A 14,047-nucleotide genomic window follows, 5' to 3' on the forward strand; every position below is an offset into this window, starting at 1 on the left:
CAACCGGAAAAGGATACAAAGGCATGGCATTGCCCGATTTTTCTATGCGCCAGCTTCTCGAAGCAGGTGTTCACTTCGGCCACCAGACGCACCGCTGGAACCCGAAGATGAAGCCGTACATCTTCGGCGATCGTAACAACATCCACATCATCGACCTCGCACAGACGGTTCCGTTGCTGAGCCGCGCTCTGCAGGTTGTCAGCGACACCGTTGCCCGCGGCGGCCGCGTCCTGTTCGTCGGCACCAAGCGTCAGGCGTCCGAACTGATCGCTGACAGCGCAAAGCGTTCGGCTCAGTACTACGTCAACGCCCGCTGGCTCGGCGGCATGATGACCAACTGGAAGACGATCTCCAACTCGATCCAGCGTCTGCGCAAGCTCGACGAAATCCTCTCCGGCGAAGCCCAGGGCTTCACCAAGAAGGAGCGTCTGAACCTTGAGCGCGAGCGCGAAAAGCTCGACAAGGCCCTCGGCGGTATCAAGGACATGGGCGGCACGCCGGACCTGATGTTCATCATCGACACCAACAAGGAAAAGATCGCGATCGACGAAGCCAAGCGCCTCGGCATCCCGGTCGTCGCCATCATCGACTCGAACTGCGATCCGGACCTGATTGACTATCCGATCCCGGGCAACGACGACGCCTCGCGCGCCATCGCTCTTTACTGCGACCTGATCTCGCGCGCTGCCATCGACGGTATCGCTCGCCAGCAGAGCGCATCGGGCCGTGACCTTGGCGCTTCCGAAGAAGCTCCGGTCGAGCCGACCCTGGCGGACGGCACCGAAGCCTGATCGCGCCAAGAGGCGGACAATAAACTGTCCGCCCAAGCGCAATGACATCCGGGATAAGGCCGTTTGCGACTTAACAAGTTCGAGCGGCCTTATCGCGTTTTTGGTAACTGCTCGCCTGGACGGAAAATCCAGGCATGTTCCAATCAAGAATTCCACAGTATGACGCTGCTTCATAACGCTGTCATACTTACGGGTACATTTCGTCCCTCAAATCGGTGCCGCTTCGGCTTGACGCCCTTCGCCGCACCGTATGAACCGACAAGAGGAAGCTTATGACCGAGATTACGGCTGCACTGGTGAAAGAACTGCGCGAAAAGTCTGGCGCAGGTATGATGGACTGCAAGAAGGCGCTGACCGAGACGAACGGCGATATCGAAGCCGCGATCGACTGGCTGCGCGCCAAGGGCATCTCCAAGGCCGACAAGAAGTCCGGCCGCACCGCCGCTGAAGGCCTGATCGCCATTGCCGGCGCCGGTCACAAGGCCGTTGTTGTCGAGCTCAACTCCGAAACCGACTTCGTTGCCCGCAACGATGCCTTCCAGGATCTCGCTCGCGGTATTGCCGAAGTTGCGCTGTCCACCGACGGCACGGTTGAAGCTATTTCGGCTGCGACCTATCCCGCATCCGGCAAGCCGGTCGCCGACGCCATCAAGGACGCGATCGCCACCATCGGCGAAAACATGACGCTGCGTCGTGCCGCCAAGCTGGAAGTCGAGCACGGCGTCGTGGCGACCTACATCCACAACGCTGCCGGTGACGGTATCGGCAAGCTCGGCGTTCTGGTCGCCCTGAAGTCGGTCGGTGACAAGGCCGTTCTGACGTCGATCGGCCGCCAGGTTGCCATGCACATTGCTGCTACCAACCCGCTGGCTATCCGTGCCGAAGAAGTCGACGCCGCCGTCGCCGAGCGCGAACGCAACGTCTTCATCGAACAGTCCCGCGAATCCGGCAAGCCGGAAGCCATCATCGAAAAGATGGTCGAAGGCCGCATGCGCAAGTTCTTCGAGGAAGTCGCTCTTCTCTCGCAGGCTTTCGTCATCAATCCGGACCTGACGGTCGGTGCTGCCCTCAAGGAAGCTGAAAAGACCGCCGGCGCTCCGATCGAAATCACCGGCATGGCCCGTCTGCTGCTAGGCGAAGGCGTCGAAAAGGAAGAAAGCGACTTCGCCGCAGAAGTTGCTGCTGTCGCCAAGGGCTGATCTGAGCATTTCCAGGAAAAGTGCGTAGCGGTTTTCCGTTCGGAATGCGCGAGGAAACAAAACGATCGGGCTTTTCCGCAGTTTGAAGACGTGCGGAAAAGCCCGATCGAAAAGAGACATATCCCGGTTTGGTGAAACCATATCAGGGAAAACGTATGGGCATCGCGTGACAACGCGGTGCCCTTCGTGTATCCGGCTTTCACAATCATTCCCCGGTGATCACTTCAAGGAGCTACGATGTCCCAGCCGATCTACAAGCGCGTGTTGCTCAAGGCCTCCGGTGAAGCTCTGATGGGCAGTCAGGGTTTCGGTATCGATGTCACCGTCGCGGACCGGATTGCCGGCGACATTGCGCAGGCGCGCGAAATGGGTGTCGAGGTCGGCGTCGTCGTCGGCGGCGGCAACATCTTCCGCGGGGTAGCCGTGGCTTCCAAGGGTGGGGACCGCGTGACCGGCGACCACATGGGCATGCTTGGCACGGTCATCAATGCATTGGCCCTGGCGACCTCGCTCCGCAAGCTTGATATCGATACCGTCGTGCTCTCGGCCATCTCCATGCCGGAAATCTGCGAGAGCTTCTCGCAGCGCGCCACGCTTTACCACCTCTCGCTCGGCCGCGTGGTGATCTTCGCCGGCGGTACCGGCAATCCCTTCTTCACCACCGATTCTGCCGCAGCGCTGCGTGCCGCCGAAATGGGCGCCCAAGCGATCTTCAAGGGAACTCAGGTCGATGGCATCTATTCCGCCGATCCGAAGAAGTTCCCCGATGCCGAGCGCTTCGAGCATCTGACCCATAGTCAGGTGCTCGAGAAGGGGCTAGCGGTCATGGATGTCGCAGCCGTTGCGCTTGCACGCGAAAATTCCATTCCGATCGTCGTCTTCTCCATTCACGAGAAGGGCGGTTTCGCGGAAATCTTGACCGGCGGCGGCCGCAAGACCATCGTATCAGACAATTGATATTCCTGTGACGTCGGGTCAGCCCCGGTGTCGCCTCATTACAGGGGAGCATAGACATGAGTGAAGCCAGCGATCTCAAGGAACTGAAGCGCCGTATGGATGGCGCCATTGCGGCATTCAAGAGCGATATCGCCTCACTGCGCACCGGGCGCGCATCCGCCAACATTCTCGATCCTGTGACGATCGAAGCTTATGGCTCGCGCATGCCGCTGAACCAGGTGGCCAACATCACCGTGCCGGAGCCGCGCATGCTGACCGTGTCGGTATGGGACAAGTCGATGGTCAGCGCCGCCGAGCGAGCCATCCGCGAATCCAATCTCGGCCTCAATCCGATCGTCGATGGCCAGAACCTGCGCATCCCGCTGCCGGAACTCAATGAAGAGCGGCGCCGTTCGCTGGTAAAGGTCGCCCATGAATATGCCGAAAAGGCGAAGGTAGCGATTCGCCACGTGCGTCGTGATGGCATGGATGGCCTCAAAAAGGCCGAAAAAGACGGCGTAATCGGTCAGGACGAGAGCCGCTCGCTGTCCGAACGTGTGCAGAAAATGACGGATGAGACGATTTCGGAAATCGACCGCTTGCTAGCGGACAAGGAAAAGGAAATCATGCACGTCTGATCGTACGCTGGGGAGTGTCGAGCTTTTCGCAATATTGAAAGCCGCGACCGCGCCCTAGATTACCAGACCATAGCATCTTTCCGCTGAACGAAACCGGACCCATATGTCAGCTCCTACGTTGTCTGCCGTACCTGAACACGTTGCTATTATTATGGATGGCAACGGTCGCTGGGCCAATGCGCGCGGCCTGCCGCGCACCATGGGTCATCGCAAGGGCGTGGAGGCGGTTCGGGAGACCGTGCGGGCGGCGGGCGACATCGGCATAAAATATCTCACGCTGTTTGCCTTCTCTTCGGAGAATTGGCGCAGGCCCGAGGCGGAGGTGAGCGATCTCCTTGGCCTTCTCAAGGCCTTCATCCGCCGAGACCTTGCCGAACTTCATCGCCAGAACGTACGTATCCGCGTCATCGGCGATCGTACCGGTCTGCGTGGCGATATCCTGCCCCTGCTGCTAGAGGCGGAGGAGACCACCAGGAACAATACGGCCCTGACGCTAGTCATTGCCTTCAACTATGGCTCGCGCGACGAAATCACGCGTGCCTTCGTAAGTCTTGCCAAGGATGTCGAAGCCGGAAGGCTGCGCCCGCAGGACATCACTGCGGACTTGGTCGATGCCCGTCTCGACACGGCCGGTATTCCCGATCCGGATCTCATTATCCGCACGAGCGGCGAGGAGCGGCTGTCGAATTTCCTGCTCTGGCAGGCCGCTTATTCGGAATTCATGTTCGTGCCGGATTATTGGCCCGATTTCAGCCGCGAGCTCTTCTTCTCGGCGCTGGAGAAATATGCTGCGCGCGACCGGCGTTTTGGCGGCCTTTCCGCCAAGCAGGCGGCGGCCGTGGGGTCCTGATGAGCCGCGAACTCAGGCTGCGCATTATCTCTGGCATTATCCTCGCCGTCGTCGTTCTTGCTGCTACCTGGTATGGCGGCACAGGCTTTCGCCTGCTGGCCGCCGTGATCGGGCTCCTCGTCTATTATGAATGGTCGACGATATCGGATCTGCATGGCCGCGATCCTCAGGGAAACGCGCTCGGCTGGCTTGGGCTCGTATTGATCGCCGGTGCGACCGCGTTGAGCGAATCCGTCTATTCCATAGAGGTTCTTGCTGCCTTCGTCGCTGTCACGGCGATCATGGTCGCCGCGCGCGGCAAGAGCTGGTGGCTGCCGGGCGGCATATTCTATTCCGGACTGACGGCGATTGCCCTTGCCGAGATTCGCGATGACGATTTTCGCGGCTTCGTGCTGATGCTGTTCATCTTTGCCGTGGTATGGTCGACAGACATCTTTGCCTATTTCGTCGGCCGCGCTATCGGCGGACCGAAGCTGGCGCCACGCATATCGCCGGGTAAAACATGGTCGGGCGCAATCGGCGGCGCCGTCGCAGCCGTCGTTGCGGGAGCCGCTGTCGTCTGGAGTTTCTTTTCAGCTGAAGATCTGTGGATTCCCGTCCTTGCCCTGGTGCTTTCGGTCTGCAGCCAGATCGGCGACCTATTCGAGTCATTCATCAAGCGCAAGTTTGGCGTGAAAGACTCAAGCCATCTGATTCCCGGACATGGCGGCGTCATGGATCGGGTCGATGGACTAATTTTTGCTTGTTTTGCAGCGTTTTTGTTGGCTATCGTAATATCGCTGACAATGGGCGGCGAGACCTTTTCATTGGGCGGCGTTCTGCTCGGGGTCTGATACCAGAGCAATTCCAGGAAAATCACGCAGCGGTTTTCCGTCCGGAATTGCGAGAAAACAGAAAGATGGAGTAGTTCGGAGCTTCCGTGAAAGCTTGAACCACTCTAACACGAACAGGATCGTTGCATGGGTAGCGCGGCTGGCTTCATCGGTTTCTTGACGAACAACGTCATTACGTTTGTTTTTGTGCTGTCGCTGCTCGTTTTTGTGCACGAAATGGGCCATTACTTGGTGGGCCGTTGGTCGGGCATCCGCATTATGGCTTTTTCGATCGGCTTCGGGCCGGAGATTGCCGGATTTACCGACAGGCACGGCACCCGTTGGAAGCTTTCCCTCATTCCGCTCGGCGGTTATGTGCGATTCTTCGGTGATGAGGATGCCTCCAGCAAGACCGATGTGGATCAGCTCTCGGCGATGACGGAGGAGGAGCGCGCCCAATCCTTCGCCGGCGCCAAGCTCTGGAAGCGAGCCGCAACCGTCGCCGCAGGCCCGATCGCCAATTTCCTGCTCGCAATTGCAATCTTCGCCGTTCTTTTCAGCGTTTACGGCCGCACGGTCGCTGATCCTGTCGTTGCCATGGTGACGCGTGACGGCGCGGCCGCGGAGGCTGGCATTGAACCAGGCGACCGCCTGATCGCTGTCGATGGCAACAAAGTGACGACTTTCGATGAAGTCCAGCGCTATGTCGGGCTGCGTCCGGGTCGCACCATTGTGCTGACGGTCGATCGGGATGGACAGAGTCGCGATTTCCGGATCGTGCCGAAACTGGTCGAGGACACGGATCAGTTCGGCAACAAGATGGAAATGGGCCGCATCGGCATTGCGCTGGTCGATCCGGTCGTCACCGCGGTGGAGCCTGCTGGACCAGCGGCAAAGGCCGGCGTGCAGGCGGGAGACCGCTTGATTGCCGTTGATGGCAATAATGCTGCCACCTATTACGATATCGGCCGCTACATCGCCGAGCACCCCGGCAAAAGCATCGTGCTGACCGTTCAGCGTAATGGCGTGACCCGCGATTTCACGATGACGACCGAAACATTGGCGGACACGGATGCATCCGGCAACAAGAACGATGTCGGCAGCATCGGCATCGCACCGATCGATCCATTGATCGCGTCGATCGGTGCTGACAGTCCGGCCCAGGCGGCAGGCTTGGAGCTCAGTGACCGCATTCTTTCTGTGGATGGAAAAGCGATCGGCTCTATTGGCGAGGTGCAGCGTTACGCGGCAGCTCACGCCGACAAGCCCATCACCCTGTCGGTGAAACGCAACGACCAGACACGCGACGTGACCGTGACGCCGAAAAAGTCGGAGGAGACCGATGTCTTCGGCGCTCGGATGGAGGTTGCCACGATCGGGATCGGCGACGGACAGAAGCCGATCAAGCTGCGTTACGAGGCTTATGGGCCGCTGCGGGCGCTTTCCGAAGGGGTGAAACAGACCGGCAGCATCGTTTCCGGCACCTTTGAATATCTCGGCAACGTTATCGGCGGATACATGAAGGCCGATCAGCTCGGAGGACCTATTCGGGTTGCGCAACTTTCAGGGCAGATGGCAACTCTGGGCTTTGCTGCGGTGCTCCAATTTGCCGCCATACTTTCTGTTTCAATAGGGTTATTAAATTTGATGCCGGTCCCGGTACTTGATGGCGGCCATCTGATGTTCTATGCGATTGAAGCCGTAAGGGGAAAACCTCTGGGTGCACGGGCACAGGATATCGCTTTCCGGATTGGATTTGCGATGGTGCTCTCGCTCATGGTGTTTGCGACCTGGAACGATATTAGTTCCAGAATAGGCTAGTGGGGCGACGAGAGGAAAATTACGATTTATTTACGATGTTTCAAAGCCGTAGTGGCGAATGGGCCACGCTTTGAAATGAAGTAAACAGAAATTAACGTGCTCCCTTGCTTGTATGTCAAAAGCGGGTAAAACGACACACGTGGCCGGAATCGGGTTCGCTCGAGGCTGGGGACGATTGAAAAAAGGTAAGAAGTGAAATGAAGGCTGGTTCAAAATTTTTGAACGCAGTGTCGGCGGTAGCGCTGTCTGCAGGTGTTGTTGCGTCGGGCGCTGGTGTGATCACCCTTGCCTCTGCTTCTGTCGCTGAAGCAGCTGTTATTCAGCGGGTTGACGTTCGCGGTGCTGGGCGCGTCGGCGAGACGGCCGTCCGGGATAATATCACGATCAAGCCCGGCAAGAGCTTCTCTGCCAGTGACATTGATGCTTCGGTGAAGCAGCTCTATGCCACCGGATATTTCTCCGATGTCCATATTACCGTTTCGGGTAGCACGCTGGTCGTATCGGTCAGCGAAAACAAGCTCATCAACGCTGTGGTCTTCAACGGCAACCGCAAGATCAAGGACGACAAGCTTCAGGGCGTCGTGCAGACGCACGCTGCAGGCCCGTATAACGAGGCGACCGTTCAGGCTGACGTCAAGACCATCAAGGATGCCTATGCATCCATCGGTCGTAACGATGTGCAGGTGACGACGCAGACCGCCGAGGTCGCGCCGGGCCGTCTGAACGTGGCCTTCGTCATCAACGAAGGCGAGCGTACCAAGATCGACAAGATCAATTTCTCGGGCAACCAGGCCTATGGCAGCGGTCGCCTTGCTTCGGTCATCGGCACGAAGAAGAGCAACTTCCTCTCGTTCCTGACGCGTAAGGACGTCTACAGCCCCGAGCGCCTGCAAGGCGATCAGGATCAGCTGCGTCAGTTCTACTACAATCACGGTTATGCCGACTTCCGCGTCGTCAGTGCCGATGCGACGCTGAATGAGCAGAGCAACGAATACACGCTGAATTTTAACGTCGATGAAGGCCCACGTTACACCTACGGCGACATCAACGTCATCTCGACCGTCGAGGGCATCAATGCCGACGAGCTGAAGGGCCTTGTCATCACCCACAAGGGCGATGTCTACAGCGCCAAGGATATTCAGACTTCGATCGAGAACATTTCCAAGCGCGTTGCGGCTGCCGGCTATCCGTTCGCCCGCATCACGCCGCGCGGCAACCGAGATCTGTCCGGTCATACCATCGGCATCGAATATCTCGTCGATCAGGGTGAGCGCGCCTATGTCGAGCGTATCGAAATCCGCGGCAACACCCGCACGCGCGATTACGTCATCCGTCGCGAGTTCGACCTGAACGAAGGCGATGCTTTCAACCAGGAGATGATCACGCGCGCCAAGCGTCGTCTTGATGCGCTCGGCTACTTTACCAAGGTCGATATCTCGACGGCTCAGGGCAGCGCTCCGGACCGTGTGGTCGTTATCGTCAATGTCGAAGATCAGCCGACCGGCTCCTTCGGTATCGGCGCCGGTTACGCTGTCGGCAACAATGGCGGCCTGCTTCTCGAAGCCTCGGTCGAAGAAAAGAACTTCCTCGGTCGCGGTCAGTACATCCGTCTCGCCGCAGGTGCCGGCACGGAAGGCAATCGTACCTACAATATCTCGTTCACCGAGCCTTATTTCCTCGGTTATCGTCTGGCTGCCGGTTTCGATATCTTCAAGAACCAGACGTCGAGCGACGATTACTACGACTATTCGGAAGAAGGCTTCTCGCTGCGTGTCACCGCGCCGATCACCGAGAACCTGGCAACGACGCTGCGCTACAACTACAAGCGCCTGACCTACGATGGCACGAACGATTGGCAGAACAATCTTTCGGCTCCGTATCTCAACCTCGTCGAGAATGGCCCGTGGGTGCAGTCGACGGTTTCGCAGACCTTCACCTACAATACGCTTGATGATCAGAACCTTCCGCGTGAGGGCATCATCGCCAAGTTCACGCATGAATTTGCGGGTCTCGGCGGCGACTCCGACTTCTACAAGCTGAGCGGTAAGGCTCGTTACTACCAGATGATCAGCGACGAAGCCGATATCATCGGCTCGCTGACGGTGGGTGCCGGCTACGTGATGCCGACGAATGGCAAGTTGAACGTCTTCGATCAGTTCACGCTCGGCGGCCGTGAAATCCGCGGCTTCGAGAATGCTGGTATCGGTCCGCGTTCGTCGCACGGCGATCCGCTTGGCGGCACGACTTACTTCACGGCTTCGGCTGAAGCGAGCATGCCAATGCCGGGTGTTCCTCAGGATATCGGTCTGCGTATTGCAGCCTTTGCCGACGCAGGCACGCTCTATGGCAACAAGGCGAATCTCTTCGGCGATACGCTTCACAACGACAGCTCGATCCGCGCATCGCTCGGTGCCGGTCTGATCTGGTCGTCGCCGTTCGGTGTCATCCGCGTTGACTACGCCGTGCCGGTCTTGAAGGAAGATTACGACAAGACTGAGAATTTCCGGTTTGGCATCGCCAACCAGTTCTGATATCGGCAGTCCAGAACTGCGGGCTTGAACACCGTTCTGGAGCTGGTGCTTATGGAACATACTGGTTTTTTCCCGCCCCACGGTGGTGTCAGCTTGAAACAGCTGGCTGAGCATCTTGGGGCGGAACTGGCTGATGCGACCTCTTCGGAGGTCGTCATCAGATCTATCGCTCCTGTCTACCGGGCAGGCGAAGGTGATATTTGTTATATCCTTTCCCGAAAGAATCGTGCTGAGCTGGAGACCTGCAAGGCTTCGGCGATCATTTGCCTTCCGGCGCTGAAATCTTTCGTTCCCGATCACATTCCGGTACTTCTGTCGAAGAAGCCGCATACGGATTTCGCCATTGCCGGCGCATTGCTGCATCCGCAAGCCATGCGGCCGGTTACGTTTACCGCGAATCCGGCGACGATTTCACCCGCGGCGACGATCGATGCGACCGCTAAGCTGGAGGCCAATGTCGGCATCGAGCCGGGTGCAATTATTGGGCCGGGTGCAGAGATCGGCGAGGGGACCTATATCGGCCCTAACGCCCTCATCGGGCCGGGTGTCAAAATCGGGCGCAATTGCAGCATCGGCGGCGGCGCGAGCGTGCTCTGCGCCTATCTCGGTAATGGCGTCATCGTCCACAATGGCACGCGCATCGGTCAGGACGGTTTTGGCTATGCGCCGGGACCGCGCGGCATGGTCAAGATCGTGCAGATCGGCCGCGTCATCATCCAGGATAATGTCGAGATCGGCGCCAATACCACGATCGATCGCGGCACCATGGATGATACCGTGATCGGCGAAGGCACGAAGATCGACAACCAGGTCCAGATCGGACATAACGTCCGCATCGGTCGTCACTGCGCTATCGTCAGTCAGGTCGGCATTGCCGGCAGCACGGTGATCGGCGATGGCGTGCAGATCGGCGGTCAGGCGGGCCTCAACGGGCATATTCACATCGGCGACGGCGTGCAGATCGGTGCCAAGAGCGGCGTGATGAACAGCATCCCGGCGGGCGAGCGCTATGCGGGCCTTCCGGCGCGGCCGCTTTGGGATTTTTTAAGGGAATCGGCGGAGATCGCGAAGCGCTCAGGAGCCAGAGACAAGAAAGACGGGAGTGCGGAGCATGACTGAGGAAGCCAAGGCGTCGTTGTCATCGGCTGACGTTCTGGAAATTATGAAGCTTTTGCCGCATCGCTATCCCTTCTTGATGGTCGACAAGATCATCGAGATCGATAGCGATAATTCCGCGATCGGCATCAAGAACGTGACGGCCAATGAGCCGCAGTTCACGGGGCATTTTCCCGGTTCTCCGATCATGCCGGGCGTATTGCTCATCGAGGGTATGGCGCAGACTGCGGGTGCGATCTGCGCCCGCAAGGACGGCATCGGCGGCAACCTCGTCTACTTCATGACGATCGACAACGCCCGCTTCCGCAGGCCGGTCGTTCCGGGCGACCGCGTCGAGTTCCACGTCGTCAAGCAGAAGCAGCGTGGCACCATCTGGAAGTTCCATTGCGATGCCAAGGTCGACGGTTCTCTGGTGGCCGAGGCTGATATCGGTGCGATGATTGTACGGAAGGACCAGGAACAGGCATGAGCAGCATCGCAAAGAGCGCCCGCATTCATAAGCTGGCGGTTGTCGAAGACGGCGCGGTCGTCGGCGAGAATGTTGTTATCGGCCCGCTCTGCTATGTCGGTCCCAAAGTTGTTCTGCACGACGATATTCAGTTGCTCAATAATGCAGTCGTGACTGGCCGCACGACGATCGGTAAGGGAACGAAGATCTTTCCGATGGCCGTTGTCGGCGGTGATCCGCAGAGCGTTCACCATCACGGCGAAGAGACGACGCTTGATGTCGGCGAGAACTGCACGATCCGTGAAGGTGTGACGATCAACACCGGTACGGCCGATTACGGCGGCAGGACGATCGTCGGCAACAACAACCTCTTCCTCGCCAATTCGCACGTCGCACATGATTGCCGGGTCGGCAACAATGTCATCATGTCGAATAACGTCATGTTGGCAGGACACGTGACCATCGAGGACCGCGCCATTCTTGGCGGCGGCTGCGCTGTGCATCAGTTCACGCGTATCGGCAGGCAAGCCTTCATTGGGGGGCTTACGGCAGCCAGTTACGATGTCATCCCTTACGGCATGTTGAACGGCAATCCCGGCGTGTTGTCAGGATTGAATGTCGTGGGGATGAGCCGCGCAGGGATAGATCGCGCCGTCATTCACCGCGTTCGCCGCGCCTACAAGAGCATCTTCGAAGGCGAAGGATCCATTCGCGACAATGCAGCGGCTATCCGCGAGGAATATGCCGATTGCAAGGAAGTGATGGAAATTCTCGATTTTATTGCTGCCGAAAGCGACCGCGCGCTTTCATCGCCGAATCGCGGCAAGAGCTGAGGGTGGTTTCGGCCAGCGACAACGGCAAGGGCAGACTGGCGATCATCGCCGGCAGTGGGCTTTTGCCGGTTTACGTCGCCGATGCCGCCCGCCAAGCCGGAGAGAATCCTGTCATTATTGCTTTGACTGACGAAGCGGACCGCGACTGGTCTGCCTTCGATCATGCCAATCTTCGCGTCGGCAATTTTGCCGGTCTCGAGGCAATGTTCCGCCGACACGGTGTCGATCGTGTTGTCATGTCGGGCGGTGTTGCACGACGTCCTTCGTGGCGTCAGGTGCATCCGACCTGGCGCGTCATCAAGGAATTACCCTCCACCATCCGCACCCTTCTTTCGGGAGGGGACAATGCCGTTCTACAGATGGTCATTCGTCTGATCGAGGCCGGTGGCGTTCGCGTCGTGGGTGCGCATGAAATTGCGCCGGATCTTTTGGCGGCGACCGGGCCACTTGGAAAAATCTTGCCGGCGAAAGAGGATCTGCGCGATATTGCTCAGGGCGCAAGGGCCGCCGATGCGCTTGGGCTTTTGGATGTCGGACAGGGCGCCGTCAGCGTCGGAGGCCGCGTTGTCGCGCTCGAGGGCGCCGAGGGCACTGACAAGATGATCGAGCGGGTTGCCGAACTGCGTGCGGCCGGACGCATCTCGACGCGCCGTCGTGGCGTGCTCGTCAAACTCTGCAAGCCGCAGCAGGATATCCGGGCTGATCTACCGTCGATTGGCGTGTCTACGGTATCGAACGCCAAGAAGGCTGGATTGGCCGGTGTCGCCGTCGAAGCCGGCAGAGCGCTGATCCTCGACCGGCAAGCGGTAATTGCCGCTGCCGACGAGGCCGGCATTTTCGTCTGCGGCATCGATCGCGGCCTCAGCGCCGAGGGCTTCATGTGAGCGCGTCGCCTTTGAAGCTTGCCGTCGTTGCCGGAGAAGTCTCCGGCGATCTCTTGGGTGGCGATCTCGTCGCGGCCCTGAAGCGGCGTCACGGTGGTGCGGTCGAGCTGGTGGGCGTCGGTGGCGAGGCGCTGGAGGCGCAAGGTCTGCGCTCGCTCTTCGATTACTCCGAGCTCTCGATCATGGGCTTCATTCAGGTCATCAAGCGCCTGCCAAAGTTACTGGCCCGCATCCGGCAGACAGCAGATGCGATCATTGCCGCAAAGCCCGATGTGCTTCTGATCATCGATAGCCCCGATTTCACCCATCGCGTTGCCAAGCGTGTGCGCAAGGCGCTCCCCGACCTGCCAATCATCGACTACGTCTGCCCCAGCGTCTGGGCGTGGAAGGAATATCGCGCGCAGAAGATGCTCGCTTACGTCGACCATGTGTTGGCCGTATTGCCCTTCGAGCCTGCTGCTATGGAGCGCTTGGGCGGTCCAGCAACCACGTATGTCGGCCACCGCCTGACGGTCGATGCTAATCTGCTGGAAACTCGCCGTCAGCGCGCCTTGCGAGGTCTGGCAGGCCCCGATGCACAAAAGACGATCTTGCTTCTGCCGGGATCGCGTGCATCGGAAATTCGACAGCTACTCCCGGTTTTTGAGCGGGCTATCGAAGAACTTAGCCGGAGAAATAACAATCTTCGTTTTCTGCTGCCGACAGTGCCGAAGCAGGAGGCGCTGGTTCGTTCGCTGACGGAAAAATGGCAGGTCAAGCCGGATATATTTGTCGGGCAGGATGCCAAGTGGAGCGCCTTTGCTGAGGCCGATGCTGCCATGGCCGCCTCCGGAACCGTGATCCTGGAGTTGGGCCTAGCCGGGGTTCCGGTGGTTTCGACCTATAAGACCGAATGGCTGGCGAAATTCGTGCTGTCGCGGATCAAGATCTGGACGGCCGCCTTGCCGAACCTCATCGCCGACTATGCTGTCCTGCCGGAGCTCATCAATGATGTTCTGCGGCCGGGCATGCTGGCCCGCTATATGGAGCGGCTGGCGAGCGAGACGCCGGAGCGTGCGGCGATGTTGGCGGGTTACGATCTGGTCTGGGAGCGAATGCAGACCGAGGAGCCGCCCGGCGATAAGGCGGCGCAGATTGTTCTGGATGTTCTAGCCCATAAAAAAACCGGTCATCTCTGACCGGTTTTTT

12 protein-coding genes and 1 pseudogene are annotated in these 14,047 nt (G+C 58.9%); all 13 read left to right on the forward strand.

What is annotated here, in order from left to right:
* Positions 1 to 23: 23 nt before the first annotated feature.
* The 13 genes and pseudogenes from rpsB to lpxB all read left to right on the forward strand — a co-directional run bounded on the left by rpsB (position 24) and on the right by lpxB (position 14,037).
* Complete coding sequence (gene rpsB / locus AC13RE_RS00845) at positions 24 to 791, forward strand: 30S ribosomal protein S2 (protein WP_069612086.1); 768 nt, start codon at positions 24 to 26, stop codon at positions 789 to 791.
* A 272-nt stretch (positions 792 to 1,063) separates the two neighbouring features.
* A complete protein-coding gene (gene tsf, locus AC13RE_RS00850; protein ID WP_132716504.1) occupies positions 1,064 to 1,990 on the forward strand; it encodes a translation elongation factor Ts in 927 nt (308 codons plus the stop codon).
* A 237-nt stretch (positions 1,991 to 2,227) separates the two neighbouring features.
* Complete coding sequence (gene pyrH / locus AC13RE_RS00855; protein WP_112338317.1) at positions 2,228 to 2,947, forward strand: UMP kinase; 720 nt, start codon at positions 2,228 to 2,230, stop codon at positions 2,945 to 2,947.
* A gap of 56 nt (positions 2,948 to 3,003) precedes the next feature.
* Positions 3,004 to 3,564 carry a ribosome recycling factor gene (gene frr / locus AC13RE_RS00860; protein ID WP_015339796.1) on the forward strand — a complete coding sequence of 187 codons (561 nt, stop codon included), beginning with the start codon at positions 3,004 to 3,006 and terminating at the stop codon, positions 3,562 to 3,564.
* A gap of 100 nt (positions 3,565 to 3,664) precedes the next feature.
* A pseudogene (locus tag AC13RE_RS00865) lies at positions 3,665 to 4,414 on the forward strand (isoprenyl transferase); the annotation flags it as partial.
* On the forward strand, positions 4,414 to 5,247 hold the full coding sequence (locus AC13RE_RS00870) for a phosphatidate cytidylyltransferase (protein ID WP_132716505.1): 834 nt from the start codon (positions 4,414 to 4,416) through the stop codon (positions 5,245 to 5,247). The pseudogene AC13RE_RS00865 and the gene AC13RE_RS00870, both read left to right, overlap by 1 nt.
* A 126-nt stretch (positions 5,248 to 5,373) precedes the next feature.
* Entirely contained in the window at positions 5,374 to 7,047 is a 1,674-nt protein-coding gene (rseP, locus tag AC13RE_RS00875; protein ID WP_488561630.1) for an RIP metalloprotease RseP, read from the forward strand.
* A gap of 197 nt (positions 7,048 to 7,244) precedes the next feature.
* Entirely contained in the window at positions 7,245 to 9,578 is a 2,334-nt protein-coding gene (bamA, locus tag AC13RE_RS00880; RefSeq protein ID WP_112338321.1) for an outer membrane protein assembly factor BamA, read from the forward strand.
* A gap of 51 nt (positions 9,579 to 9,629) precedes the next feature.
* Entirely contained in the window at positions 9,630 to 10,697 is a 1,068-nt protein-coding gene (lpxD, locus tag AC13RE_RS00885) for a UDP-3-O-(3-hydroxymyristoyl)glucosamine N-acyltransferase (RefSeq protein ID WP_488561631.1), read from the forward strand.
* Positions 10,690 to 11,163 (forward strand): 3-hydroxyacyl-ACP dehydratase FabZ, encoded by a 474-nt coding sequence (fabZ, locus tag AC13RE_RS00890; protein ID WP_112610215.1) that lies wholly within the window; start codon positions 10,690 to 10,692, stop codon positions 11,161 to 11,163. Before lpxD ends, fabZ begins: the two co-directional genes overlap by 8 nt.
* Positions 11,160 to 11,975: an acyl-ACP--UDP-N-acetylglucosamine O-acyltransferase gene (lpxA, locus tag AC13RE_RS00895; protein ID WP_488561632.1), complete on the forward strand. Its 816-nt coding sequence runs from the start codon at positions 11,160 to 11,162 to the stop codon at positions 11,973 to 11,975. The genes fabZ and lpxA overlap by 4 nt, the downstream gene beginning before the upstream one ends.
* Positions 11,976 to 11,977: 2 nt before the next feature.
* Positions 11,978 to 12,859 (forward strand): LpxI family protein, encoded by an 882-nt coding sequence (locus tag AC13RE_RS00900; RefSeq protein ID WP_488561633.1) that lies wholly within the window; start codon positions 11,978 to 11,980, stop codon positions 12,857 to 12,859.
* The gene (gene lpxB / locus AC13RE_RS00905; protein WP_488561634.1) at positions 12,856 to 14,037 is read left to right on the forward strand and encodes a lipid-A-disaccharide synthase; all 1,182 of its coding nucleotides are present in this window, start codon (positions 12,856 to 12,858) and stop codon (positions 14,035 to 14,037) included. Before AC13RE_RS00900 ends, lpxB begins: the two co-directional genes overlap by 4 nt.
* Positions 14,038 to 14,047 lie beyond the last annotated feature (10 nt).

This window comes from Martinezella sp. CNPSo 3959, assembly GCF_057784355.1.